This is a genomic window from Mesorhizobium sp. WSM4887 (assembly GCF_029625865.1).
GTDB lineage: Bacteria > Pseudomonadota > Alphaproteobacteria > Rhizobiales > Rhizobiaceae > Mesorhizobium.
The window spans coordinates 290473-316280 of sequence record NZ_JARTVP010000005.1; the positions used below are offsets into that span (position 1 = coordinate 290473).

The following is a 25808-nucleotide window of genomic DNA, read 5'->3' on the forward strand; positions in this document are numbered from 1 at the left end:
ATCCGCTGGCACGGATACTGCTATTCTCAGAGACCGTAGAGCTCAGCGTATTTTGCGTTGAGGTAAGCGATATAGGGTTCGGGGTCGAGCTTACGGCCAGTCGCACGCATAAGCAGCTCATCACGATCATAGCGGCGGCCATGCCTATGAATGTTCTCAGCCAGAAAACCGTGCAGTCGATCGTACCGGCCTTTTGCCAAGTCCGTTCTGAGGGCTTCATCTTTGCCCGCGACCTCAAAGAGTTGAGCCGCCATCACATTGCCAATCGAGTAGTTGGCGAAGTTGCCCATGTGTCCTGCCGACCAATGAGCGTCCTGCAGCAAACCAACGCTGTCATTGGGCACCTCGACACCCAGATATTCCTTGACCTTTGCATTCCAGGCTTCTGGGAGATCTCTGACCCTGAGCGAGCCGTCGATCAGATCTGCCTCAAGCTCCGTGCGCAGCATTATGTGGAAGTCGTAGGTGAGTTCATCGGCGTTGGTGCGGACCGGCCCAGGGTAAACGCGGTTGACCGCGCGCCAGAAATCCTCAGCCGAGACGTCGGCGAGTTGGGCCGGGAAGATTTCCTGAGCGCAGGCGAAATGGACATCCCAGAACTGTCGAGAGCGACCGACAAAGTTCTCCCACAGGCGCGACTGCGATTCGTGCGCCCCGTAGCTGACGCCGCCGACGGCATAAAGGCCAACCAGGTCAGTGGCAAAGGGCGTGCGGGTAAAAGCCGGATCGACGCCCTGCTCGTACAGCGCATGGCCTACTTCGTGGATAGTACCGAACACACTTGTCGGCAAATAGTTCTGATTGTAGCGCGTGGTGATACGTACGTCGTTGCGAGTGAATGAGATCTCAAAGGGATGGAGCGTCGTGTCGAGGCGACCGCGCTTGAAATCATACCCAATCGACCGTGCCAGAATCAGCGACAGCTCACGCTGCTTGTCGATAGGAAAATCGCGCTCTAGGAAATTGACCCGCGGCGGCTCTTTTTGTGCAATGGCATTCACCAACGGTGAGATGCCTTCGCGCAGCCGACCGAAAAGCGGTTTCAGTGACGAAACCCTCTCGCCAGGATCGTACCGATAAAGCAGGGCATCGTAGGGGTGCTCCTCATAGCCGATTGCCTCCGCCATCTCCTGATTGAGCGCGACAATTTCTTCGAGCAGCGGAGCGAATTGTGAGAAGTCACTTTCAGCGCGCGCTTTGGCCCAAATAAAATGCCCTTTGGAGCCGAGTTCGGCTCGCCGACGTGTAAGCTCGGCCGGAATGGCCACATTGTAGTCCACCGCCTCACGCACCTTACGCACCATCGACTTTTCGACGCTCGAGTCGGCCAGGGAGGCAACTTCACTTTCAGCCTTGGCGAGCAGGCGTTGTGTATCGACTGAGACGAGCAGTTGATGGGCCAGCAGAGAAAGTGTCGACAACTGCCGGCCGCGGGTCTCGTTTCCAGCTTCCGGCATCGTCACGCGAGCATCCCAGTATAGAACAGACTGGGCATTGAGCATGTCGTTCATCTGCCCGACACGATCCATTAGATGCGCGTAAGCCATTGTTCCGAAGAGCCTTTCTTTATTGATCCCTATCCGCCTCGTTGGACTGAGCTCGCGATTGCTGCTTGACGGTCGACAGCGGAAATGCTTGATTGTCGACAATTCTAATTTCTAATGATGTACAATTCGGGTAATGGTGTCAAGCGAGATGCCCGGTTGGACGTTTCTTTGGTGCCCTGCAGCTAACTGCCGGCGCGAGAGATTTCTAACGGGCGAACATTCCCACCAGAGCAGCAAAGAGAGCCTCGTAGGCTGAAGCAAAAAGGACGAGAAGACCGTGGCGATCAATATGACCAATGTGTCCCGCGACAGCCTGCACGCCTTTACGCGCGAGGCCTTTGTGCGCTTTGGCCTATCGCAGCCAGACGCCTCAACTTTTGCTGATGCTCTGATCTTTTCCGAGTTGCGTTTCCATCCGTCTGCCAACCAGGGCGTTCGCAAACTGCGCGTCTACCAGAAGCGGATCGCAGACCGGCTGGTTGACCCGCAAGCCCGATGGGAAGTTCTAAAAGAGAGCCCCTCGTTGGCCCTTGTCGATGCTCACAATGGCATCGGGGTCGTTGCCGCCGCGAAGGCTATGAAACTGGCTATTGCAAAAGCAAAAGAATGCGGCATCGGGCAGGTTATCGTGCGCAACTCCACCCACTACGGTTCGTCCGCGGTACACGCATGTCAGGCTGAAGCGGCTGGCTGCATAGGCATCGCCTATACCAATGCCGGTCCGGAAATGGCGCCGTGGGGCGCGTGTGAGGAGGCCGTCGGAACCAACCCCTGGAGCATTGTTGCGCCCACCAATCTCGGCTTTCCAGCCGTGATGGATTTTGCGCTGACCAGATCGGACAAAGGCGCCATGCAGTGGCTTTTGAGCGAAGGCAAGAAAATGCCGCTCGATTGGGCACTCACGCCGGAAGGTGAAATCACAGATGACCCAAACGCAGCCATGCAAGGCGCCTTGCTTGGCATTGGCGACTACAAAGGCTACGGCCTCGCCTTCATGACCGATGTTCTGACCGGAGTTATCGCTGGCGGGGCTTTCGGGCTCGTGCCGTACTCAAACCCTGCCCGCCAGGACGTTTCGCACTCGCTTACCGCAATCGACATCGAATGGTTTATGCCGCTCGCTACATTCAGGGAGCGCATGGGCGAATTTGCCCAGATGGTGAAATCGCGCAAGACCAGACCCGGTGTGGCGGAGATCCTGATACCCGGCGAACTAGAGGCGCGGCGTGTCGAGCGGAAGTCCAAGAATGGCGTCCCGCTGGTCGAAGAGGTTCTGACGGATCTCCTTGCGTTACGTGAGGAGCTTAAGATAACGTCCGAGCTAGAGATTCTTGTCCTTATCGAGACACCGTTATCTAGGCTCTTAAACCCTTCGGGGCGACCCAATACTGAGGCTCGCACCACTGCGGAAAACTCGGCGTCCACCCAGGATAATCATGCAAATACTTGGGGCGTCGACTGCCACCGAGAAAAATTGTTATCAACTTTTTCCAACTGCGCTTTTCGAACCCATTGGGTGCCCACCCAGTGTAAAGTGCTGCTCAAGGATGGCCTCATGACGCAGATTGATTTGCCGACAGAACAGTTTCGCATGCCTCAGCGCTTGGCATTGGCTGAAACGGTTGCAGATTCGATCGCCAGTGCAATCTCCGCCGGGCATTTGTCCCCAGGCGAGAAAATCACAGACTCATCATTAGCGGACTTGTTGGGTGTCAGCCGCGTGGCTGTACGCGAAGCACTGAAGATCCTGCTTGCCCAGGGTATCGTCAATGGGAAGCCGAACCGAGGCTATCGGGTTGTCCAGTTCGATCCAGCGACCGTCGAAAAGGTGCTCGAAATTCGGCTTGCCCTGGAAAGCTTCTTATTGCGTGACGCAATCAAGAGCTGGCGGGAACGGGGCGAGATGGCCAACGAACTTGAGCCTTGCCTGCAGGCCATGCGCCGCGCTGCAATGTCGCTCGATCGCCCCGCGTCACTTGCCGCCGATATGGCCTTCCATCGGGCCATCGCCAACGCCGCGAACAACGAGATCGCCAGGGTTCTCTGGGAGACGATAGCACGGCACGTCATGATCATCTTCAGCCGTCATGAATATCGCGACGACGATCTGGCGTCTGTGGTGCGTCAGCATGAAGCTTTCCGCGACCTGATCCACGATATGATCAAGGCAGACTCCACAGGCGTAAAATTACAGAAAAGTCTCGAAGACCACTTGATGCAGGTTGCGCGCGTGCGTAGCCAAGAAAAAACAAAAAGATAACCTAATTGGCGCCATATTTATTATTTCAATGACATGACAAAATTCTTAGCTGCCGCAAAATTTCCTCGCTCAGGCCAATTCACACGTTCTGGGCCGGCCTTGGCGTCGATGACTGTGTACCAGAGATATGCGCTGGCGGAAATATGCAGACGGTCGAACACCTCTTTGACATCTCTCCAAGTCACTCCGATGTCTTCTGGCATAAATGCAACATTGGCGGTCTTCAAAATACGCGCCGGCCAATCTGGCCGGTTATTTTGAACAAAAGACATAAGTAGCACACCAAGACCGACGGCCTCACCGTGCAAGACTTTGCGTCCTGCGAGCGCTTCAAGACCCCATGCAAAAAGATGCTCGCTGCCAGCGTTAAAGCGCGCTTTGGGATGACTCGAAAAGCCGGGTGCAAACCGCCAGCTAGCTGCGAAGATCGCGCGAAAGCCCTCCTGTCGGTTGGCACCAACAAGTGGCGCGGTGGCGTCAAGAGCTCGTAACTCGGCTCGAGCCAGCCTTTCCAGGCCGTCATCCCAATCCACGTCGCGGCCGACCTCATGTCCTAGACGCCAATCGTGCAGCGCCGTATGGCTGCAAAGGATCTCTGCAATCCCCGCGCGGTTCAGCCTGGTGGGAGCTGCTGCCAAAAGATCAGGATCGAGAACAATGCGGCGCGGAATCGGCATATCGCGCGCGATGGTCCTCTTTCCCTCGACGATCGTCCAAGCCGCACGTGTGAAGCATGCGTTGTTGGAGACAGTCGTCGGCACTTGCACCAATGGTGCACCTGTGGCGCGGGCGACGTATTTCGCTGTTTCCATCACCGTGCCGGCTCCGATGCCGACAACCGGCGCCCCTCCCTTGGCTGCTTGCGCAAGGCTCTCGAGATGGCTGCGGTCTAGCCCTTCCACAAACAAGACCTTCTGCGGCTCAACTACCAGCATGGGGCGCGCGCTTCGCCACGGCGATCGCGAGGTCAGGACGACTGCGCGTGCCCATTCACGACTTGCCGAATAAAGTGCGCCCGAGGCCATGTCAGGGACTGGCCATAAGCTTGCTTGTGTCATTGTCGTCTCTTGATTTTTGGCTGACTTCCCCGGCAACCAACGGGAGAGTTTGGACCCCTCGCGTTGAGGCACTCGTTGTGTTCGTGCCAAGACCCTCGTCTGGCGCTTAAGCCGGCATCGACTTAAACCTGAACCATCTCACGACTGATGCTGCTGAAAGTTCGAGGCGCGCCTTCGGTCACCATTATGGTTTCGCTGACGGCAACCGTGAATTTGTTGTAGGCGCGCAAGGTTATCGGCACGTGGAACACCATGCCGGGCTGCAATGGCAGGTCGATATCGCGGAACAGGCTCAAAATATTGCCCTCGCCCCAATCCGGCGCGAACGCAATTCCCATGCTGTATCCGGTCCGCTTGCGAAACCCGGCAGTGAAGCCATTTTTGTCGATGACGGCTTGCACAGCATTGTGTACATCCGCGCAGGTGTTGCCCGGATGCAGCTTCTCTATCGCAACCTGAAGAGCCTCGGCGCAAACCTTATACATATCCGTTGCCAAGACTGGAATGCGCCCAGCCGCGACTGTCCGGAACAATGCAACATGGTAGCGGTTGTAGCAGCCAGGCGTCTCCAGCACGGTCAGGTCCCCTTCCTGGATGACACGTCTACGCCACGTTGTGTGAGGAACGCCGGACCGCGGTCCGGACGTTATAAAAGGCTCCATGCCGAAATATTCTGATCCGGCCTTGACGGCGGCGCCCATGACGGCCGCAGCAATGTCGTTCTCGCTGGCGCCGATCCTGGTGGCGGCCAGACCTGCCAACATCCCGGCGTCATTGGCCTTCCCTGCCTTTTCGAGCTGCTCGATTTCGAGCTTGGATTTAACTCGCCGCAAAGGCTCAGCGAGACCTGTGGCATCCAGCAGGGGACCAAATTCCGCGACAAGGCGATTGTAAAGGTTGACCGTCAAAAACCAGCCATTCTGATCAATGGCCACACGCTTATTCTGGAAGCCGCGCGCCTTCAGGACCGCGGCAATGGCTGCGGAAGGATGTTCATCGTCCGCGTATCCCGTGATGTCGTCGAGGAACGTGTTGAGGCGAGCATTCATCGCCTCCAGACCACGAATTACATGGAAGGGTTCACCCTCGGCAGGGACACAAAGGCACTGGAAAGTGTAGTAGCCCGGCGTTTGTTGCCCGCTCAGGTAGAAGATGTTTTCGGGGCCTGACAAAAGAACCAGATCAAACCCTTTCGCTGCCATCTCCTTGCGCAGCCGCGCGATGCGTTCGACATACTCGGCCTTGGGAAAGGCTGATTCTGCCCCCTGTGGCACCGCAGCGAGGATATCGTCGAGATCGGATTTAGCCATAATTTGCTCCTGTGTTCTTTTTAGCCCGCAGCCCGCAAAAGACCGCTTACAAAGCCATCAGTGCAGTGCCATCGTCGAAATGGCCTTTGGCGCCTTCCCGGAGCCAAAGAACCTTCATGCCGCCGTTTGATAGCCAAGCGACAACAAAGCCAAAGCGCGTGTAACCGCTGCCTGCGAGGGGTCGACGACCGGCACATCCAAAATGCGCTCGATCTCCTGGCGATACTGACCCATGCCAGCGCAACCAAGGATGATCACGTCCGCGCCCTCCTGGTCGCGAAGCCTACGGCCGACTTCGACAATCTTGTCGAGAACCCCCGCCCCATCCATGTGCTCGACACCAACGTTGATGGCCAAATCACCGGCCAGACGGGCGCCGAGGCCAAGCGAACGGATGTAGCGCTTGTGGCGCGGTACTGAGTGATCCGCCATTGCGACGACTCCGAAGCGATCGCCAAGGCCAATCGCTAGCTGAAAGCTTGATTCAGCTATGCCCAGGACAGGCGCTTGTACCGTTTCCCGTGCCAGAGCTAGCCCTGGATCAGAGAAACACGCGATAACGTAAGCATCCGCGATGTTGTCGGCAAAATATTGCGCGGTTGGTTGAACCACTCGGTCGATGTCGGCCTGCGTCGCTATGCCGGTGGGGCCTTCCTGTAAGGTCCTGCAATCCAACACATGGCGACCGTCGCGCAATAGGTCCAGGCCGCGACTGACCGACTCAGTGGTCGATGGAGAGCTGTTCGGATTCAGGATCAAGATCTTTGCCATATTTGTTCGTCTAACTTTTGTCTGAGAGAAACCCGTCGCGATTAGGCAATCTATTTCTTCGAATTGTAAGTATAGTATGGCCGATGCTCTTTCCCAACATATCCGCCGTAAGAAGCCCTTATGTGCCGGACAATTTCTTTGGCAGTCTGCCTGGCTTCGTCCTCCAGAGGGGTTCTGGGTCGAGACATGACTTCCTCGATCCGCTCCATGATTGCTTCACGGTCGATCCTTGAGAAATGGCCTTCCTCATAGACGATCTCGCCGCCGATGATGACGCGCGCGACCGAAGACGGCTTGGCGCGGTGCAAGACTGCCGCCAGCACTGGCGTGTCTGGGTCGAGATAGGGTTTGGCGACGCTGCTCCATTCAATCATCGACAAGTCAGCTAACGCCCCAGGTACAAGGTGGCCAATCCTGTCGCCGAAAGGTGTGGTTAAGGCACCGCACCGGGTAGCCATGCGGAGCACTTGTCCTGCCGTGGGTACTCCGTCCTCGACCCCGGGGACGCGATGGGCATTAAGGACCATGCGCATCTCCTGCAGCATGTCCCGATCATCGTTGATGCCTGCCTCGTCGATTCCAATAGCGACCTCGACGCCCTTTTTTTCGAAATAGTTGAGGGGCGCGATGCCGCTGCGTAATCGGAAATTTGAACTGCAGTTGTGGCAGATATGGACGTTGTGGTTGGCTATCCGATCGACATCGTTCTCGTTCAACCAGACGCCATGCCCGAGCGTCAGGCGTGGCGACAAAAGATCGAAGCCGGCGATATAATCGATCGCGCTTCCCCCTCCCCGCCGACGGGCATACTCCTTCTGATACTGCGTTTCATCGAGATGAAGGTGCATGAGATCGCCCGACTTTGCCGAAGCCTCCGCAAAACGTGCGAGTGAAGCGTCGCTCATCCAATGCAGATTGGGAGGAGCAAGTTGCGTACGCACCAGGGGCCTTCCACTGTAGCGGCGCGACATGTCCGCATAGACGTCGAAAAAGTCATCCAGGCTGAGCGGAAATCTCTGCAACTGCCGTCCAACGCGCTCACGCATCTCAGCCGGCAGGGTTGCGACGAATGTTTCGTCATCCATCTGCTGATGAAGCCGATTTTGATCGCGTACCCCCATGCCTAGGGATACGCGCATGCCGACATCCTCATAGGCCTTTATGATTGCGTCCGCCGTATCATTGACGGCTTGCGCGTTGCCGAACTGTCCCCCCCGCAAATGCTGGACAGTCGTCACGCCGGAGCCGATCATTTCGAAGGCCGAGTACAGCGTATCGAGGTATGGGTCGACGGGACGCTGCTTAAGTCGGGCGTTCAACCAGAGTTCGAGCGGCAAATCGGGCACGCCGAGCTGGATGGTGGTCAGACCGATATGATGATGAGAGTTCACGAAGCCAGGTAAGATCACATGGCTTCCATCTCCGATTACGGTGGCGCCTGGATTGGCCTCCCGTAACCCCTGAAACTCACCAACATCGAGGATCGTATCGCCCGCTACTAGCAATCCGCCGTTTTCGACAACGTGCCAGTCGTGCCTAGTCGTGGGGTGGGAGAACACCTGCCTGCCACGAATGAGAACGATCTTCTTTGATGGAGACAAGCCGCTCGTCCTCACCGGATGCGAAACGAGAAATCTGTGGGGAAGGAGTCTACTTCACTGATATTCTACGTCATATTTTCTTGGGAAAATGTCAAGCGATTATGATACCTTAATTGGAACAATGCCCGGATCCGGAGAAACTCGACATTGACCGCGGACACCTGCCTGAAATGCCACCAGCGAGCGTGCCGGTTGTGCCCTTCTGATTTCAATTGTGGCGAGGTCAAGCTTTGACAGTTCTTGTTACCGGAGGTCTCGGGTTTGTCGGGATCAACCTCGTACGATACCTGGCAACAAGTTTCCCGGATCGACGGGTCATCGCAGCCGATCTCAACCCACCGGATAACCAAGCTCGCAATTTTCTGAAGTGTCTCGACAACGTCAGCTTCAGTTTGCTGGACGTGACAGACCGCGGGCAATGCCGAACCGTCGTGCTGGAAGGGCGGCGCGGCGACATTGTCCATGCAGCCGCCCTCACGCCACCGCCTTTGAGCAGCGACTGGCAAAGGCTACGCACATTCGACGTCAACGCTGGCGGAACCCTCAACATTCTCGAGGCGGCAGTCGAAGCGTCGATCGGGCGCGTCATTTTGCTGTCCAGCAGCGGCGTTTATGCCGCCAAGCAATCCGCCAATCCATTGTTGGAAGACGCAGCACTTGACCTGTCAAACACCTATGCAGCCTCGAAGAGGTCAGCCGAGGTTGCAGCCGAATTCTATGGCCGCTCAGGAGCGGTGATGACTGTGGCCCTTCGGCTTGCGTCCGTATATGGGCCCATGGAGCGCGCGGGACCAACCAGCCAGGCTATCAACCTCATTTCACAGCTCGTCGCCGCGCGTAGGCCCGTAGCGATTTCAGGCGCGGACATATCACGCGACTGGATCCATGCCGACGACGTCGGCGCTGCAGTTGATATCTTGCTCAAGGCGGACCAATTGCAGCATATGGTCTACAATCTCGGATCAGGCATCGCGACCAGCGCCGGGCTGTTGGCTGAGTTGGTCAATAGTCAGAGGCTTTCAGCGACCACCATGCCAGGAGGGGTGACGCCCGAAATAAGCTTGCAAGCAGACGATGGACGGGCAGCTATTTGCTTCGCTCGCCTCGAAGCGGACACGGGCTTCAGACCGCGTGTTGACCTGGCTGAAGGCATCGCCAGTCTGATTACAGAGATCGAATCCCGCTAAGCGCGTCGCTCTACTGGCAAATCATGGCCGGGATGCAATTCAGACGCCGCGTTCAAAGTCGGAGGGTGCGCGAACCGACGTCCGCGCACCCGGCCAATATCACTTAGCGAGCTTGGCGTCGAACAACTCGATATGTTCGTCGCGGCGAGCCTTCCAGGAGATTCGTTTGCTCACGCCATAGAAGTCAGGCTGATCGTAGAGAAGCAGCCAAGGGCCATCGTCATAGAAGACCTTCAGCATCTGATTGACCGCCGCACGCTCTTCTTCAGGCGTCTTGGCCGCGTCGATCTTCGCCCAACCGTCAAACCAATGCGGATCGCTCCATCCCGTGTCGTTCGTCTCCGCATCGGGGGTGGAAAGATCAGACATGTCGTAGATGGCGCTCCACGTCGAGCCACCCGATCCAATGAAAAACAACGGCCCGGCGTCGTGAGTTCTGAATAGAGGCGAATATACCGACGCCCAATCCAATAGTTCGACGTCTGTCTTGACGCCGATATCGGAAAGGTACTGCCCGATGGCTAGTGCTACATTCGCATCATTGAGGTAACGACCGCGAGGAGCCTGCATCTTCAGCTCGAACCGCACACCGTCGGCTCCACGCGGATATCCAGCCGCATCGAGTAGCTTTTCAGCCTGAGCCGGGTCGTAGGGGTATGGCTTGAGGTCCGGATTGTCATTGGGTGGGTTGGCTGGACCGTTCAAACGCGTGCAGTTGGAGCTGAGAAGTTGTGAGCAGATCGACGGAACGTCCAAGGCGTATTGCATCGCACGCCGCACCTCCGGCTTCTTGATGGCATCCGTCCCCTTGGTTCCAGAGAATTTGCCAGTCAAATTGAACCCGACGTACATCCGGCGCGTGCCTTGCATCTTCTGCACATCCGCGGTTCCAGAGTTGTTGATTGTGTCGATCTGGTCCGGGGATACGTTGGTGATAACATCGACGTTTCCGGCAATCAGCTCGGCGGTGCGCGTCGAGGCCTCGGGAATGACCCGAACAACGATCTTCTTGAAAACGGCCGGATCCTTGACCTTCTCCAGTACGAGCTCCGATCCATGATCCCAGGAGACCAACCGGTAAGAGCCGGACCCGATCGGCTTCGAAGACGCCTGCTCCGCCGACATCTTCTCGTAGGAGTCCTTGCAATGCAGGAACACCTCTGAAAGCATGCCAAGCACGATTGAGCTTTTCTTGGCAAACTTGATCTTAACGTTGAGATCATCGACTGCCTCAGCGCTCTTGTATCCCAGCGCATCAAAGACAAAGCCCGGGGTGTTGCCTGAAAAGCCGTTCTTGGGATCCGCGGCCCGGGTAAATGAATAGGCGACATCTTCTGCCGTCAGCTTCTCGCCGTCCTCGCACGTTAGGCCAGGCTTGATGGTGAAGGTATATTCCGTACCATCGTCCGATACCTTATAGCCGGTCGCAAAGTTCGGCTGAATCTTGCCGTCCGAGTCGACGGTGTAGAGCGTTCCGAAGAGATGCGCGGCGATGTTCATATCGATACGGTTATCGACCTGTGCCGGATCCAGTGTCGATATATCGGCGGACAGGCCAATAACGATCGTGTCATCATCCGGCGCAGCGATTGACGCACCCGTTCCCGTTCCCATCAAGGCCAAAGTAGCCGCTAGAAGTAATCGTTTCATGTTAGACATTGGAATGCTCCCATTGTTGATAATGCACAGAAGTCCGGCGAAACTATTCCAAAAATTTATTTCTCGAGTTCAGCCGGGATTACTGATTGGCCGGTTTCCGATGAGCGGACGCAGGCTTCAATCATTCGCAGAGAACTAAGATGATCGCGGCCAGTGCACTGCAGCGGGGCCTCGCCACGGTAAGCGGCGACGAAGGAGCGCAGCAGCGCAGTAGCGTCGTTAATCCACAATTCGTAAGGCGGCAGGGCAACTGGGGTCAGGACGGCCTGATCGCGCTCGGCGAACGCCAATTCACCATATTGGTCGCGCTGAATGACAATTCCGTTCAAGCATTCGTGGCGCCACTCGAAGTTGGGGACGCCCCAGTTGCTCTGCCACGTGCCCTGGTAGTTGACGATGATGCCATTCGAGAACTCCAGAACCGCGCTCACATTGGCGTCATCGGCATACATTGACCATGATGGGTTGAAGCTCTTGGCAAAGACGCGCACCGGCTCAGCCTGATAGACAAAGCGCATCAAGTCGAAATGATGGATAGATTGCTCCCACAACATCGGCTGCGTCATGGTCAGGGGGTATCTGTTGAGGTGGGGCAGCTTGCCGTCACGCCATCTCTGATAGGTGAAGCGCGCGAACTCGGGCTGCCCAATTTGTTCGTCGAAGAGGCGTCTGGTCTCAGCCGTCACGGGAAGGAACCGGTAGTTCAGGCCGACCATCAGCATGACGCCCGCCTGTTCGGTCATCTCGACATAGCGCCTTGCCTTATCGACGCTCTCGGCGAGCGGCTTTTCCGCGAGAATGGCGAGACCCGCTTGACAGGCCACTTCCATCTGCTTCTCGCGGCCGAATGGCGGTGTGCAAAGCAGAGCGACATCCGCTTCAACCTCACCAACGATCGATGCAAAGTCGGTTCCAATCGTGGCGCTAGGACAAAGCGCTTGAGCCCGCGTATGCACTTCGACGCGTGGGTCGACCAGACCGACAACTTCACATTCGTCAGACTCGTTGAGCACGCGTAGCCAGAATTGGGCCCTGGCGCCAAGCCCAACAACAATGAACCGCAGCCGGGTCACGCCACAAACTCCCGCGCTGCCACGCCTGCAGGGGCGCCAATCCCGGCATATATAATTTCGTCCATCTTGTTCACATCCATCCAAGTATTCCAATGGAATAAAAGAGCAGCCAGCATGGTTATTTCTTCGAGTTGTACTTGTAGTAAGGCACGTGCTCTGTAGTGACGTAGCCTTTGTAGAACGCTTTCACATGCGGCAGGATGGCTGCGGAGGTTTGGCGTAAGTCCTGCTCAAACTCGGTCAGCGGACGCGACATCTGCTCTTCCAACCGAGCAAGAATCGCGTCTCTGTCGATCAGAGTGAACCGGCCATCCTCGTAGACAACGCGCCCATTGATGATCACGGCGTCGACTGCCTGGGGTTTCGCGCGGTGGAGCACGGCCGAAAGAACGGGCGTATCCTGATCCAAATACGGTCTGGCGATGGCCTTCCAGTTGACCAGCGTCATGTCAGCGAATGCGCCAGGAACAAGCTTGCCAATCTGAAGTCCGAACGGGGTCGTTAGGGCACCTCCGACCGTGGCCATGCGGAGCACCTGCCCCACTGTCGGTACTCCATCCTCGACACCGGGCACGCGATGGGCATTAAGGACCATGCGCATTTCCTGGAACATGTCGCGGTCATCGTTGATGCCGGCTTCGTCGATGCCGATCGCGACATTCATCTGCTTGCATTCGAAGGCGTTGAGCGGAGCGATCCCACTTCTCAGGCGGAAGTTCGAACTGCAGTTGGTGCAGACGTGAACTCCCTTTGCCGAAAGCGTCTCGAGATCGCTTTCGTTCAGCCACACGCCGTGACCCAACGTCAGCTTGTCTGAAAGGAAGCCGAACCGGTCGAGATATTCGACCGCGCTGCCGCCACCGCGGCGGCGGGCGTATTCCTTCTGATGCTGGGTCTCATCCAGGTGAAGATGGATGAGAGCACCGGTACGCTTTTGGAAGTCCGCGTGCATCTCTATGGAGCGATCGGTCATCCAGTGCAGATTGAGCGGGGCCAACTGCATGCGCACGAGCGGCTTGCCCGCATAGCGTCGCTCCATCTCTGTGTAGAGATCGAAGAAATTATCCAGCCCGACGCCGAACCGGTCGAGATGTCGCCGAGCGCCCGGCCGGATCTCCTCCGGCAGACTGGCTACGAAATCATCGTCAGCCATCTGGTGATGCATGCGATTTTGGTCGCGCAGCCCCATCCCCATCGACACTCGCAGCCCGACATCCTCGTAAGCCTGCACAACTGCATCCGAGGCTTTCAGCACGTCGGCCACGCCGCCAAACTGCGCACCACGCAAATGCTGGACGGTGGTCACACCGGAGCCGATCAGTTCAAACGCCGAGTAGAGCGTGTCCAGATACGGGTCGACGTTGCGGAACTTGACACGAGCGTTGGACCACAGCTCGAGCGGCAGATCGGGCACGCCGAGCTGGAGTGGAGTAAGGCCGACGTGATGGTGCGCGTTGACGAAACCTGGGAGCACGACCTGAGTGCCGTCGCCAACAATTTCTGCGGTCGGGTTTTGATCCCTCAGTGCCGCAAAATCGCCGACGGCCTCGATCACTCCATTCGAATGCAATACCGCTGCGTCCTCCAGCATCGTCCAATCGTGACGACCCTCTGGACGGGTAAAAACATAGCGGCCTCTTGTCAGTGTCTTGGGCATTGGATCCTCGGTCAGTGGTAATATTCTTCGTAGTATTTTATTCGCCAGCCCATGCTACGGCTCCTTCATGGTCCTTGAAGGCCGGGACCAGCGGGCGTTGGCGCTAGGCGGGCATTGTCTTAATCATCATCGGGCGGGACCTTGCGAAAGTTGCCAGGCGTCCAGGCGGCGCCCGCTGAAATCCTCGGTGCGCGTTTCGGCTATCAACGAGAAGGCGGGAGCGAGCAAATCGGGCTCGACCCACTTCAGACGCTCCTCCGCGCTGTAAGTCCGCTCCGAGCTCGGAGTGCGCATGAACATGCCAGGCGTTATTGTTGCCGAAATGATCCCATGGTCGCGCCCTTCCCTGGATAGCGACTTCGAAAAGCCCTCCAATCCATGCTTTGCGGTGCAATAGGCGGTTTCGCCCGCGAATCCCTCGACGCCCGATCGTGACGAGACAAAGATCAGCACACCATTTTTGCGGCGGGCCATGCCCGGCCACACCGCCTTCGCAAGCATGAAGCCTGCCTGAAGTCCGACGTCGACGGTGCTGCGAAAGGTTTCCAGCGTAACGTCCGAAAAGGGCTGGGGCTTTAAGATAGCGGCGTTGTGGATCAACGTGTCGACCGACGAAACGCCCGAGAGCGCGTTCGTCAAGGCACGGTTTGTGTCGTCGGCTGAAGTAAGATCAACCACAATCGCCCGCGGTCTGCCTCGACATTCTGCAACAGTTCGCGTGAGCCCTTCGGCATTCTCGTCGAACAAGACCAAATTAGCGCCACGTTGCGAGAAATGCCTGGCGATCGCAGCACCGAGGCCCTGCGCAGCACCCGTTAGGAAGACAGTTTGCTGATCAAGCGGCAGCATAGTCGGCCTCCTTCAAGTCGATCCAACGCCGTTCTTGTCCTGAGGTTTTGACTGCATCCAGCACCAGCTGGTTGCGCAGCCCATCCACGAAGGTAGCACCGCGCGCCAGGGGTCGGGCCTCTCGAATTGCAGCGGTGAGTTCGCGCAACGCAGCTACGACCGAGACGTTCCAAATACCGTCATTGATTCCTGACAGGCCGGCGTTCGGATCGTCGATCGACACCGCCTGCAATGGCGCCCCGGCTTTGGCGAACCAAAGCTTTTCATCGCCATCAGACAGCGTAATCGTGCCCTTCGAGCCAAAAATCTGCGTGTGATTGCCCATCGCGTGAGCAGCAACGGCACTGATGAATACGTTTGCCCGCGCCCCGCTTTTCATTGCCAGCGTGAAATTCGCGACGTCGTCCGCTGTTCCCTTCCAGGGTTCGCCTGTGTGCTTGTCCTTCCTATCCGGGACCATGGTCAATGCTTCGCCAGAAACTGACGCCACCTCTCCCAGCCACCAGCGCACCAAATCCACTTGATGCGACCCATTTGCTCCCAGCCGACCGCCGCCTTGGCTTGCAAGCGACCACCAATCGCTTTTGGACCGCGACGACGGATCGGCCCATGAGGAACCGATATTGGCGATGTTGAGATGACGGATTTCACCCAGATCGCCTTCGGCGATCATCTGGGCAATGCGCATGCGGGTGGGGTTGAAACGCAATTCATGATCGATCATGTGCACGCGACCGAGCTCCTCAGCGCGCGTCAGCATTCGCCGGGCCTCGCTCGCATTCATTGCTGTCGGCTTTTCACACAAGACGTGCGCGCCAGAGTCGAGAGCGGCAAGCGTCATTTTGGCATGGGTGACGGTCGGGGTCGCGATGCAAACCAGGTCCAGCTTGTGCCGCTCGAGCATGGCCCGCCAATCGTCGTACGCGTGCGCTACGCCAAAGTCGCTTGCTGTCGATCGTGCGCTCTCCAGTCTTGCAGAGGCAATTGCCGTTACCTCTACGTCAGCCACGTGACGCAAAGCAGGAAGATAAGCCTCAGCTGCGAAGCTCGCCCCGATAATTCCAACTTTCATGCTTCTTGCCTTTCCATATTCCAGCGGCAGCTAGCCAAGCTCCTTGAGGCGCGGATCAAGAAAATCACGTAGCCAGTCACCCATGATGTTGAACGCGAGGACCGTGGCGACGATCGCGATACCGGGGTAGAGGGCGAGCCACCACTTGTTGGCGATCAGCTGGTCACGGCTTTCTGCCAGCATCGAGCCCCAGGTGGGCACCGTCGCCGGCACGCCAAGACCGAGGAAAGACAGCGATGCCTCCGATAGGATGACGCTCGCCACGTTGAATGAGGCAACCACAGTCAAAGGGGCGATGATGTTCGGCAAAATGGTGCGAAACAGCACCGAGGTCGTCGGATCGCCGAGCGCCCGGGCCGCCTCGACGAACTCCTTCTCACGCAAGGACAGCGTCTGCGCTCGCACGATCCGTGCGTAGGTAATCCATTGCCCGATGCCCAATACGAGCACCAGGTTCACGACACCAGGACCGAGAACAATCAGGAACAGGATCGCAAGAAGAATAAAGGGAAAGGCTAACTGGATGTCCCCCAACCGCATGATGACATCGTCGATCCAGCCGCCGAAATAGCCCGATACCAGTCCTCCGAGCACCCCGATCGTCCCGCCCACCACGATGGCGGCGACGCCGACTAGGAGTGAGACGCGCGCACCATACAAAAGACGCGAAAGCACGTCCCGGCCAAGCCCATCTGTACCCAGTACATGGACTGCCTTGCCGTCCTTCGCGACCGTCATCGGAGGCGCCAGCCGCAACATTATATTCTGACGGTTCGGGTCGAGCGGCGCGATGCGTGGTCCAAACATGGCTGAGATCGACACCACGACCAGCACCAGAAGTGCCAGAACGGGCCATCTGGCGGCGATCATGCTACGGCCGGCGTGACGGAGCGCCTTTCCGAAACCGCTACGGGAACGTGCAGTCGCGGGCGAGGAGCTTTCGTGAACCTGAACGGACATGTTTTTGCCTCCTAGAGCCGGACACGCGGATCGATGCGCGCGTAGATCAGGTCGACGATGAGGTTGAGGACAACGAAAGTCAGCGCCAGCACGACCACAGACGCTTGCACTACGGGTATGTCGCGCTGATTGATGGCGTTGAAAACGAGACGGCCGATACCCGGCCAGGAAAACACCATTTCAACGACCACCACACCGCCGAGTAAGAAACCGAACTCCAATCCAATCATCGTGACCACAGGCAGCCACGCGTTGCGAAGGGCATGATGGACAACAACGTCATACTCACTGATGCCTTTTGCCCGCGCGGTGCGGACATAGTCCTGCGACAGAACCTCCAGCATCGAAGAGCGCACAAGCCTTGCGTTGCGCGACAGCGAATAGAAACCGACCGCGATTGCCGGCATGGCCAAGTGGTAAAGCGCTGACGGAAGGGTGGACAATGCTTCGGCGAAATTGCCCTTAAGCACAGGCAAGATAATTGGAACGTAACCGGAAATCGGAAACCAGTGCCACTGCAGGCCAAGGATCAATATCATCATGATGGCCATCCAGAAGCTCGGCACGGACTGCCCAAGCATGCCCATCATCATGATTGTGCCGTCGATGGAGGTCCCACGATAGAGTGCTGCGAAGACACCGAATGGCACTGCCACCGCGACAGCCAGCAGTAGCGCTACGGTAGACAGCTCAATTGTTGCCGGCAGCGCCTCCATCACAACGTCAAGTGCAGGGCGCCGCATCTTCAGAGAGGTGCCGAAATCGCCCTGAACCAAATTGCCGACAAAACTGAGATATTGTTCATGGTAAGGGCGATCAAAGCCGAGAAGATGCCGCGCTCGCGTTATCTCCTCCGCGGAGGCATGCTCGCTCACATAAAGATAAGTCGGGTCACCGCCGATCTGTAGCGCAGCGAAAGTAATCACCGTCACTCCAATGATGACAATGGCGCTTTGCATTAGACGGCGAACAATATAGGCCCACATTTTGTACTTCCTAATTTCCGATATTGTATCAGCGCCGTCGCCGCGCCTAATTGTAGGTGAACCGAACATTCCGACTGTCTGGTTCACTGTTATCGCCCGGTCTCGCCGCCCTAATTCGCGACGTAATCGTGCTGGGAGCAGAACCTACGAACGCGTGCTCCCTTTGCGGTCCGATGCAATCATTGTGCGAGCTTGGCGTCGAACAGGTCTATGAATTCGTCGCGCCGTGCCTGCCAGGTGATCCGCTTGCTCACGCCGTAGAAATCCGGCTGGAAGTAAAGCAGCAACCAAGGACTGTCGTCGTAGAAGGCCTTGAGCATTCCATTGATTGCGGTGCGCTCTTCTTCCGGGGTTTTGGCCGCATCGACGGCATCCCAGCCCTTGAACCAGTGTGGGTCGTTCCACTCACCAAAATTGGTTTCGGATTTCGGTGTGGTAATGAGGGCCATGTCATATAACGGGCTCCAGGTCGCACCACCTGCGCCCAACAGAAACATCGGACCCGCCGCGTGATCTCTATAAAGGGGCGTGTAGACCGAGGCCCATTCCATCAACTCGACGTCGGTCTTGACCCCGACGTCGGAAAGATACTGGCCGATGGCCAGTGCAACATTGGCATCGTTGAGATAGCGACCACGAGGGGCCTGAAGTTTCAGCTCGAACCGAACGCCATCGGCCCCGCGGCGATATCCGGCTGCGTCCAGCAGCTTTTCAGCCTGAGCCGGATTATAAGGATATGGTTTGAGATCGGGATTGTCATTAGGTGGGTTCACCAGGCCGGCGGCGCGCTCGCACTTGAATTTGAGAAGCTGCTCGCAGATCGACGGCACGTCCAATGCGTACTGCATGGCCCTCCGCACGTCTGGCTTCTTTATGGCATCTATTCCCTTCGTGCCCTTGAACTTGTCAGTAAAATTGAAGCCGACAAAGATTCGACGTGTTCCCTGAACCTTTTGCACCGCAGCCGTTCCCGAATTGTCGATAGCTTCGATCTGGTCTGGGGCGACATTGGTGATGATATCGACGTTGCCGGCGATCAGCTCAGCCGAGCGGGTCGAAGCCTCCGGAATGATGCGGAAAATGATCTTCTTAAAAACGCCGGGATCCTTCACCTTCTCCAGAACAATCTGGGAGCCGTGATCCCATGTGACCAACTTGTAGGACCCCGAGCCGACCGGCTTCGAGGCCGCCTGGTCCAGTGTCATCTTCTCGTAGGAGTCCTTGCAGTGGATGAAGACTTGGGAGATCATGCCAAGCACAACCCCGCTCTTCTTGCCGAGCTTGATCTTCACATTCAGATCGTCAACAGGTTCGGCGCTTTTGAAGTCGATCGAAGGAAATAGAAAACCCGGAGCGTGACCAGTGAAGCCGTTCTTCGGATCTGCAGCACGGTTGAACGAATAGGCAACATCCTCCGCAGTCAACGCCTCACCGTCCTCGCAAGTGAGGCCAGGCTTGATGGTGAAGGTATATTCCTTGCCGTCCTGCGAAACCTTGTAGGCGGTCGCGAAGTTGGGCTCGATCGAGCCGTCGGCCTTGATGGAGTAAAGCGTTCCAAAGATGTGCTGCGCGATATTCAAATTATCGCGTGAGTCCATGTTGGCGGGATCGAAGCTTGAGGCATCGGCCGACAAACCGACAATAAGTGTGTCGGAATCAGGTGCCGCTTTGGCGTGCCCTGAGTAAAACAATCCTAAAGCAACCGCGAATGCGGCATTTCTGAAGTGCTTCATTTTTCGCTCCCTATTCTTATATAATTACTTATGGTTGCGTGCGTGTGCCTATTGGCTCCATTCTGTCGAGCTGAGATCAAGGTCAGCGGCCGATCTGACATGCTGGCTGAGCAACTCAGTCACTCTTGCCAAATCTCTGCCTTCGAGCGCGTCGACAATGGGCGGATGGTTGCGTGCGACGGCGCCCAGATCCCGGTTAGCGCTGTTGCGCAACGCCATAACCTGGCGCACGCGCAGGTAGACGTTGTTCCACTGGGATAAGAGCAAGTCGTGGTTGGACAACCGGATGATTGCTCGGTGAAACGCTTCATCCGCGGCGTTCAGCGCCACCAAATCCTGGGCGTTAGCTGCCTCGACCATCGCATCGCAGTGAAGGCGAAGTTCCGATACGTCCGTGCCCGCTTCAATGATACGGCGCGCGGCGAACAACTCAAGGACTTCGCGCAGGCTGTAGAGTTCATCGACATCTTTCCTGGCCAATGGTTTGACCCGCTTGCCTTTGTAGGCAAGAGTCTCGATCAGTCCTTCATTCTCCAAAAGCTGGATGGCCTCGCGCACTGGTGCGCGACTGACGTCAAGTTGCTCGGCGAGAGCCATCTCGACTATTGGTGTGCCTGGCTTGAAGAGCCCATTTATGATGGCATTGCGCAGAACGTCCGCTACTTCGGTCCGCAACGTGACATTCTCGATCTTAGAAATTTTGGCGCTGTCGCTCTTAGTGTCCTTCATGTCTCGTTCCCTGTGTTCAAATGGCCGTGCATAAGGCAGCAGCGCGCTCGATTTCAGCAACATGGTTTTGTGCAAGGGGCACGAACGGAGGACGAACCACCGCGTAGGCCGCATCGCCGCGCAACTTCGCCGCGACCGCCTTTATCGCCGGTACGAGTGGGAGACCCTCAAAGATCTTGCGGATCTCGCCTACCCTAGCCGCAATCGCTTCTTCCTCGCCGGTACCAAGAGCCCGCATCAAAGCTACGATGCCGCGCGAATTGACATTGGCCGACGCGCTGATGCAACCAGCGCCACCAGCATCGACGTTCTTCGGGATAAGGGCTTCGGAGGACGAATAGATCAGGAGCTCCGGGAACGTCTTGATGACAGTGTGGGTGTTCTCCCAGTCGCCCGAACTGTCCTTCATGCCGATAAAAACGGTTGGATAGGAACGCAAAAGGCGCTCGATCAGACTTAACGTTACCGGTAGGCCGGTCATTTGCGGAATGTGATAGAGATAGATTTTCAGCCTGACGTCACCTACCGCCTCGACGATCCTAGCGTACGACGCGAACAGGCCCTCCTCGCTAACGCCCTTGTAATAGAACGGCGGCAGCATCAGTGTCCCGAGGCACCCCTTGGAGACGGCATGCCGCGTCAAAGTGATGCTATCCGGCAGGGCTGCACAGCCAGTTCCCGGAATAAGCTTGGACGGAGCAACGCCGCCGGAGATCAAGGCATCCAGCGCCTCCATGCGTTCGCCGACGCTCAATGAGTTCGCTTCGCCCGTCGTGCCAAAAGGCGCCAGCCCATGCGCCCCCTCCGAAAGGACCAAGCGACAATTCTCCACATAGCGTTCGAGGTCGACCGATAGGTCGGCTTTGAACGGCGTTATTGTTGGCACGAACAGCGCTGGCTTACGCTTCATGGCTTTGCCGGCTCCAAAAGAAAACTGGTCGTATTTTCGGCAACGATCTTGAACGGGTTGACGCGGAGGAACTCGTCGTCATCCTCGCTGCCGCGCCACATGAGGACAGCGAAATTGGCGTCGCGGTCGATGGCGCTAGCACCTACGTGCCAGATCCCAGCCTTGTAGATCACACCGATGTGGCCAGGCACGATAAAGCTGACGGCAGCGTCGACTTGCGGCGCTCCAGCTGCATTCGCGGGCATTACCGTGACCATGTAGCGCGAGGCCTGCAGAGGAAGAAAAATCTGTGCTGCATGCGGATGGCGCTCGACCTGGCTAACGGTCAGCGGAAACTGCGACCGCGGGACGGCGTTGACATGCATCTGTGGCGAGAGACCGTCTACGGCGCCACCCAACCATTCGCCGTAATGACGACGCGTACCGTACTCGTCCGGTCGCTCGACAAAGCTGCCATAGTGCGCGAACGCCTCCTGCGAATATCCCTCAGCGGCCCGAACGAGCAAGGTCACGGCGAAAGCTCCGAGCGCATGTTAGGGATTGCCATCGGCACAAAGGGAGCTTCCTGCCGCCAGTGCGATGCAATGTCGGCGCGTCGGCAGACCCACACGCCGGACTTGCCGGAAATGTGGTCGAGGAAACGCATCAAGCCGGAGACGCGGCCAGGGTGGCCAAGCAGACGCGGATGCATGCCCACCGACATCATTCGAGGCATGGTCTGTCCCTCGCGGTGAAGTACGTCGAAACTATCGATCAGAAAGTCGCCATAGTCTCGACCGGTCACCAGACCGCCAGCGGTCAGCTTGGCATCATTGGTGACAAGCGAATAAGGTACGATCAGGTGCGGTTTGCCCGAAACCACGGTCCAATAGGGGACATCGTCATTGTAGGCGTCGCTGTCATATGTGAACCCACCATGCTCAACCACTAACCGGCGGGTGGCCTCGCTTGGACTGTATCGGCAGTACCAACCCTGCGGCTGTCGTCCTGTCGTTTGCGAAATCGACTCGAAGGCCCTAGCTATGTGATCGCGCTCAGTCGCCTCGTCGAGGCGATAATGTTCAATCCACCGCCATCCATGGCCGACGATATCCCAATCAGTTTCGCGTATCGCGGCGGCGACTTGCGGATTGCGCTCGAGCGCAAGGGCCGCCGCGAACACGGTGAGGGGTAAGCCGCGCTCGCAAAATAGCCGATGCAGGCGCCAGAAGCCCGCCCGGCTGCCATATTCATACATACTCTGAGCAGCAAGGTCCCGCCCGCCAGCCGGCACCCGCGGCTGGTTGACCTCGATCAGCGCATTCTCGGAACGACCGTCGCCGTCTTCTATCGAATGCTCAGCGCCTTCTTCGTAATTAAGCACGAAATTCACAGCCAGCCCGGCGTCTCCGGGCCACCTGACATTGGGCAACCGATCTGCATAGCCAATGAAATCGCGCATCAATAATCTCCGGGCGGTACTTGCCATCAGACGCGGCGCTGGCCGCCCCCTCTCAATCTCTCGTGCCCTCGACCTTGCAGAAGAAGCAACACCAGTCCCCGACGGTCACGTTGGGTAGTGCGCGAAGCCCGAAGAACATGCCGTCCGCCGGTGCCTTCAACTCGCCCAGCACATCGCCGAAGATCGACACGATCTTCGCCAGCGGATCGCCCTTCTTCATCATCTTCAGGAAGTCGATTCCGGGATGCGGAATGAAGATACCCGAGGCCGGGGCAAGGAGGGCCTCCTGCTGACCCTTGTAACGTGGGCTGGGATAGGTCGCCTCGCCTGGATACATCTTGTAGTGACGCAGGACGTTTAGGATCGCGTTCGCAAGCTCACGCCCAACCTGGGCGAATTTCTCTGGCGAAGTGGCGGAGCGTCCCCCCAGTTCCACTGTGATGCCAGCCTTGCCAATCTCCTTCAGCATGGCCATTGGATTACCCTTTGGATTGAAGGATGACATGATGCATCCCCAGCCCTCACCCATGGCTGTCGCCAGCTCAACTGATTCCGGGCGCTCGTCGACGAAGATCGACTTAGCCAAATAGGAGTGCGCTCCGCCGGAGTGGATCGAGATCTCGATATCAGCCAGTTTGCTCAGCCATTCCCAGTGAGCATAGGCAACACGTTCAGATAGATAGCCATCCGGCCGGCCCGGATATATGCGGTTCATGTCATAGCTGAAGGTATCGAGCGGATTGCCGCGTTGTGCCGCTTCGAAGGCAGGCACATTGATCACCGGCACCATCACCAGTGTGCCAGACAGCTTCGCTGGGTCGACTTCTCTCAAGGCGATCTGGCACGCAAGCGGACCTTCCGGCTCATCACCGTGGATGGCGCTATCAACCCAAAAAACCGGTCCAGGCTGTGCGCCGTTGATCACGACAACAGGGATGTCGAGGCGGGTTCCACCTGCAAGGACCGTGACGGGGATCACACCACGCGCGACCGTACCAGCGGCGGCTGTCGCGGTGCCGACAGTGATGGTTTTCTGTGCGGGCATAGTCAAATTCCTTGAAATTCTTCGTATTTTTTCAGTTCTTCAGGCGTGTAGACCTGCATGAACTCGATCTCGATGCCGCCAGCATCGTTATCGAGGAAGGCGACGTGTCCTTCGGGATGGGGATGCGAGCCATAAACGCCACAAGCCTTGCAGATGCGCAGTTCAGCACCCTGGGACTTGGCGTGATCGAGGGCTTGCTCGATGTTGTCGACTTCGTAGCAGATGTGATGCAAGCCTTCGGCGTTGCGTTGCTTAATCCACGAGGCGAAGCGGCCGTCTGCATCCATCGATTGGCAGAGCTGGTATTCGATGCCTCCGAGATTGAAGAGCGCGACCCGGTTACGCGACTTAGGATAGTCGATGATCTTGGTGTCCGCCGGCACGTGAAGATATTTGGCGTAGGAGCTAAGGGCGGCTTGAGCGTCGCGCACGGCAAATGCCATATGCTTGATGCTTTTGACGTTAGGATTGTCAGATACGGTAGACATGTCTTCTCCTTAAGCCGCGGACGCCTTGCGTTCCGCCTTGATGCCACTAACGACCTTCTCCATGCGCCGTAACGCCTCGGTTATGCGGGCAATCGGCTGGGTGAGCGATAGGCGTATGAACTCGTCAGTCTCGTCGCCGGAAATACCGCCGGGATAGGTCATCACCCTCCCCTCAAGCAGCAACCGCTCGCAAAAATCCGAGGCCGTAAGCCCAGTCGACGAGACGTCGGCGTACACATAGAAGGCGCCCTGTGGCTTGGCGTAGGTGAAGCCGATCTGGTCCAGCCCTGCGCACAGCGCCAACCGGCGCTGATCGTAGGTTAGTCGCATTTCCTCCACGCAGTCCTGTGGCCCGGTGAGCGCTGCAAGCGCCGCATGCTGACTGACTGATGCTGTTGAGATCGCAAATGCATGATGGATCTCGGCCATTGCCGTAATTAAAGCGCGCGGCCCGGCGAAATAGCCGATGCGCCACCCGGTCATCGCATAGGCCTTTGAGAAGCCTGACAACGTGATAGTGCGGTCGCGCATGCCAGGCAGCGCGGCGACCGGCTGCACAGTCTCATTTCCATAAACCAGCCGGGCGTAGATCTCGTCGGAGACAACGATGAGGTCATGCTCGATCGCAAGCTTGGCGATCTTTGCGATCTCATCAGGCGGCGTCACCGTGCCCGTGGGATTGTTCGGGTTGATTAGCACAAGGATCTTGGACTTCGGCGTGATATGCTGAGCCACCAGCTCGGCCGTCAGCGTGAAATTGGTCGCAAGCGTGGTCGGGACCCTGACCAAGGTAGCGTCAGCAATTTCTGCCGCCTGATGGTACGGGTTGTAACCTGGGCACGGCACCAGGATTTCGTCGCCACGATCAAGCAGCGACAATGCGATCACGAACATCGCTTGCTGGCCACCAGGCGTGACGACTATCTCGTCCAGCTCGTAGCGGGCCCCGCCATATGTCTCGATATTATCCGCGATTGCCTGCCGCAAAGCCGGGATGCCGAGCGGATGGGTATAGTGTGTAGCACCTGCGGCGAGCGCCTCCTGGCCAGCCTTCACTATGTGCGCGGGCGTGGCGAAATCAGGGTCGCCCCGGCCTAGGCGAATTACGTCGTCTAGCCCCTCTGCGATGTCGGCCATTCGGGTGATGAAACTCGCATCCCGTAATTTCACACGGGAAGCGAGCCGCTTCTCCAGCGCTGAAGTGCTAGCCAAGGTCGTGTGTCCTCCATAGTTCATTCAGGCGCAGAGCCTCGTTGCTCGCGCCGACTTGTCCCGGCAACCAGCCAGGATGGTTCTAAGATCGCCGCATGATTGGTCCGCCAGCGGCGACATAAGGCGAAGCTTCGGGCCACGACAGACAGCTTTAGGCCACCGCCGTTCTTGGGCTTCGATCTGCCTGCTCGAAAGTTCGCTTGACGCGGTATTTCTTGTGTGCATTTTCTTAGAAAATCTAGTTGTCGACAATCTGATTG

22 protein-coding genes are annotated in these 25808 nt (G+C 57.5%); 2 read left to right on the plus strand and 20 right to left on the minus strand.

Going from position 1 to position 25808, the window contains the following annotated elements:
• Window positions 1-26: 26 nt before the first annotated feature.
• Window positions 27-1547 (minus strand): carboxypeptidase M32, encoded by a 1521-nt coding sequence (locus P9230_RS20695; protein WP_278120691.1) that lies wholly within the window; start codon window positions 1545-1547, stop codon window positions 27-29.
• 277 nt (window positions 1548-1824) lie between these two features.
• On the opposite strand from P9230_RS20695, the gene P9230_RS20700 reads away from it, so the two are divergent.
• Window positions 1825-3807, plus strand: a complete 1983-nt coding sequence (locus tag P9230_RS20700) for an Ldh family oxidoreductase (protein ID WP_278120692.1) — start codon at window positions 1825-1827, stop codon at window positions 3805-3807.
• A gap of 20 nt (window positions 3808-3827) precedes the next feature.
• On the opposite strand, the gene P9230_RS20705 is transcribed toward P9230_RS20700, so the two are convergent.
• From P9230_RS20705 to P9230_RS20720, 4 genes are all read right to left on the minus strand, one after another.
• Window positions 3828-4742 carry an iron-containing alcohol dehydrogenase gene (locus tag P9230_RS20705; protein WP_278120693.1) on the minus strand — a complete coding sequence of 305 codons (915 nt, stop codon included), beginning with the start codon at window positions 4740-4742 and terminating at the stop codon, window positions 3828-3830.
• Window positions 4743-4987: 245 nt separating this feature from the next.
• Window positions 4988-6175 (minus strand): M24 family metallopeptidase, encoded by a 1188-nt coding sequence (locus P9230_RS20710; RefSeq protein WP_278120694.1) that lies wholly within the window; start codon window positions 6173-6175, stop codon window positions 4988-4990.
• A 114-nt stretch (window positions 6176-6289) separates the two neighbouring features.
• Window positions 6290-6946, minus strand: coding sequence for an aspartate/glutamate racemase family protein (locus P9230_RS20715; RefSeq protein ID WP_278120695.1), 657 nt, complete (start codon window positions 6944-6946; stop codon window positions 6290-6292).
• Window positions 6947-6996: 50 nt separating this feature from the next.
• Window positions 6997-8547 (minus strand): amidohydrolase family protein, encoded by a 1551-nt coding sequence (locus P9230_RS20720; protein ID WP_278120696.1) that lies wholly within the window; start codon window positions 8545-8547, stop codon window positions 6997-6999.
• Window positions 8548-8777: 230 nt separating this feature from the next.
• Between P9230_RS20720 and P9230_RS20725 the strand changes: the two genes are divergently transcribed.
• Window positions 8778-9734, plus strand: coding sequence for an NAD(P)-dependent oxidoreductase (locus P9230_RS20725; protein WP_278120697.1), 957 nt, complete (start codon window positions 8778-8780; stop codon window positions 9732-9734).
• Between the two features lie 99 nt (window positions 9735-9833).
• Here P9230_RS20725 and P9230_RS20730 read toward each other — a convergent pair whose 3' ends face one another.
• From P9230_RS20730 to P9230_RS20800, 15 genes are all read right to left on the minus strand, one after another.
• Window positions 9834-11393, minus strand: coding sequence for an ABC transporter substrate-binding protein (locus tag P9230_RS20730; protein ID WP_278120698.1), 1560 nt, complete (start codon window positions 11391-11393; stop codon window positions 9834-9836).
• 56 nt (window positions 11394-11449) lie between these two features.
• Window positions 11450-12466 (minus strand): Gfo/Idh/MocA family oxidoreductase, encoded by a 1017-nt coding sequence (locus P9230_RS20735; protein ID WP_278120699.1) that lies wholly within the window; start codon window positions 12464-12466, stop codon window positions 11450-11452.
• A gap of 118 nt (window positions 12467-12584) precedes the next feature.
• On the minus strand, window positions 12585-14123 hold the full coding sequence (locus P9230_RS20740) for an amidohydrolase family protein (protein ID WP_278120700.1): 1539 nt from the start codon (window positions 14121-14123) through the stop codon (window positions 12585-12587).
• Between the two features lie 126 nt (window positions 14124-14249).
• Window positions 14250-14972 carry an SDR family oxidoreductase gene (locus P9230_RS20745; RefSeq protein WP_278120701.1) on the minus strand — a complete coding sequence of 241 codons (723 nt, stop codon included), beginning with the start codon at window positions 14970-14972 and terminating at the stop codon, window positions 14250-14252.
• A complete protein-coding gene (locus P9230_RS20750) occupies window positions 14959-16044 on the minus strand; it encodes a Gfo/Idh/MocA family oxidoreductase (protein ID WP_278120702.1) in 1086 nt (361 codons plus the stop codon). Before P9230_RS20750 ends, P9230_RS20745 begins: the two co-directional genes overlap by 14 nt.
• A gap of 30 nt (window positions 16045-16074) precedes the next feature.
• Complete coding sequence (locus P9230_RS20755; RefSeq protein WP_278120703.1) at window positions 16075-17004, minus strand: ABC transporter permease; 930 nt, start codon at window positions 17002-17004, stop codon at window positions 16075-16077.
• Between the two features lie 11 nt (window positions 17005-17015).
• Window positions 17016-17990, minus strand: a complete 975-nt coding sequence (locus tag P9230_RS20760; RefSeq protein WP_278120704.1) for an ABC transporter permease — start codon at window positions 17988-17990, stop codon at window positions 17016-17018.
• A gap of 179 nt (window positions 17991-18169) precedes the next feature.
• On the minus strand, window positions 18170-19723 hold the full coding sequence (locus P9230_RS20765; protein WP_278120705.1) for an ABC transporter substrate-binding protein: 1554 nt from the start codon (window positions 19721-19723) through the stop codon (window positions 18170-18172).
• Window positions 19724-19771: 48 nt separating this feature from the next.
• The gene (locus P9230_RS20770; RefSeq protein ID WP_278120706.1) at window positions 19772-20452 is read right to left on the minus strand and encodes a GntR family transcriptional regulator; all 681 of its coding nucleotides are present in this window, start codon (window positions 20450-20452) and stop codon (window positions 19772-19774) included.
• A 16-nt stretch (window positions 20453-20468) separates the two neighbouring features.
• Window positions 20469-21362, minus strand: coding sequence for a dihydrodipicolinate synthase family protein (locus tag P9230_RS20775; protein ID WP_278120707.1), 894 nt, complete (start codon window positions 21360-21362; stop codon window positions 20469-20471).
• Window positions 21359-21874 (minus strand): ureidoglycolate lyase, encoded by a 516-nt coding sequence (locus tag P9230_RS20780; RefSeq protein ID WP_278120708.1) that lies wholly within the window; start codon window positions 21872-21874, stop codon window positions 21359-21361. Before P9230_RS20780 ends, P9230_RS20775 begins: the two co-directional genes overlap by 4 nt.
• Window positions 21871-22803, minus strand: a complete 933-nt coding sequence (locus P9230_RS20785) for an allantoinase PuuE (protein ID WP_278120709.1) — start codon at window positions 22801-22803, stop codon at window positions 21871-21873. Before P9230_RS20785 ends, P9230_RS20780 begins: the two co-directional genes overlap by 4 nt.
• A gap of 52 nt (window positions 22804-22855) precedes the next feature.
• Entirely contained in the window at window positions 22856-23848 is a 993-nt protein-coding gene (locus P9230_RS20790; RefSeq protein WP_278120710.1) for a M14 family metallopeptidase, read from the minus strand.
• A 2-nt stretch (window positions 23849-23850) separates the two neighbouring features.
• Window positions 23851-24336 carry a VOC family protein gene (locus P9230_RS20795; protein WP_278120711.1) on the minus strand — a complete coding sequence of 162 codons (486 nt, stop codon included), beginning with the start codon at window positions 24334-24336 and terminating at the stop codon, window positions 23851-23853.
• A gap of 9 nt (window positions 24337-24345) precedes the next feature.
• Window positions 24346-25548 (minus strand): pyridoxal phosphate-dependent aminotransferase, encoded by a 1203-nt coding sequence (locus tag P9230_RS20800; RefSeq protein WP_278120712.1) that lies wholly within the window; start codon window positions 25546-25548, stop codon window positions 24346-24348.
• Between the last annotated feature and the right edge of the window lie 260 nt (window positions 25549-25808).